General features: G+C 48.3%; 1 protein-coding gene. It reads right to left on the minus strand.

Features of this window, described 5'->3' with window-relative positions:
• Positions 1–179: 179 nt before the first annotated feature.
• Positions 180–1,059: RNA-guided endonuclease InsQ/TnpB family protein (locus BO222_RS10945; RefSeq protein WP_075820830.1), on the minus strand; the 880-nt coding region annotated here is incomplete at its 5' end.

The following is a 1,059-nucleotide window of genomic DNA, read 5'->3' on the forward strand; positions in this document are numbered from 1 at the left end:
ATATCTTTCCTGTCCGGCTTGAACCTGTTATCACGGGTCTGCTCCAGACAGATTCCTGTTTCTTCTCTTTTCTGAGGCTTCCCGCCCACTGTTTTTCCAGTGTTTGCATGGCAGTCCACAGGCATTCTGATTCCCCCATAGCGAAGGGTACTCGCAGGGATGTTCTTTTACGTGAACTTCTATCCCTGCACCAGGTCGTGCTGATTGATATAGCAGTCAGCCAGATTGAGACTGGCATTCAGGTCTCTGTCGATCACATGACCACACACCGGACACACATAGATCCTGTCCTTGAGCTGAAGGTCTCTGTTGATGTTTCCGCAGTTTGAACAGGTCTTCGAACTTGGAAAGAACAGATCGGCAAATACGACTTCGATCCCTTTCATCCGGGCCTTGTATTCGATCTGTCTTCTGAACTCTGACCACATCTGTTCGCTCACCGCTTTGGCAAGTGTATGGTTCTTCATCATGTTTGCGACTTTCAGATCTTCCATGACGATCGCTTTGGGCAGTGTGTCTATGATGTCTCTGGTGACTTTGTGGACATAGTCGGTTCGCAGGTCTTTCAGCTTCTTATGGACACTGGCGACGATCCTCTTCTGCTTCTGGTAGTTTCTGCATTCTTGCAACGGCCGTTTATAGACCGGCTTGCGAAGCGTCTTTCCATCTTTTCCGATGACATCTTCATAGTGGTCAATGTTGGCCTGTTCTTTGCGGGACAGGCGTCTTTGTTCCCTGAGCAGCCGTCGTTGCAGTTTCCTGACCCATTGGCTCTTATTGATGTTTTCATAGAAGCTGCCATCTGAAAGATAAGCAAGCACTTTGATTCCCAGATCAATGCCCAGGACTGTTGAAGTCAGTTCTGCTTTTTCTTCAGGAACTTCTATCCCCACACTGAGATACCAGTGTTTTCCATCATACGAGACCCTTGGGTTGCTGTAGTGAGCCTGCCCTTCAGGAAGATCAGGAAGCGGATGGGCTGTTTGAACACATCCGATCTTTTCACCGCGAAATCCGTCATCGGTCTTTTTCAGAGACTCGTAATTGACGTAGAAAGAC

It is taken from the genome of Ileibacterium valens, from assembly GCF_001945525.1.
GTDB lineage: Bacteria > Bacillota_I > Bacilli_A > Erysipelotrichales > Erysipelotrichaceae > Ileibacterium > Ileibacterium valens.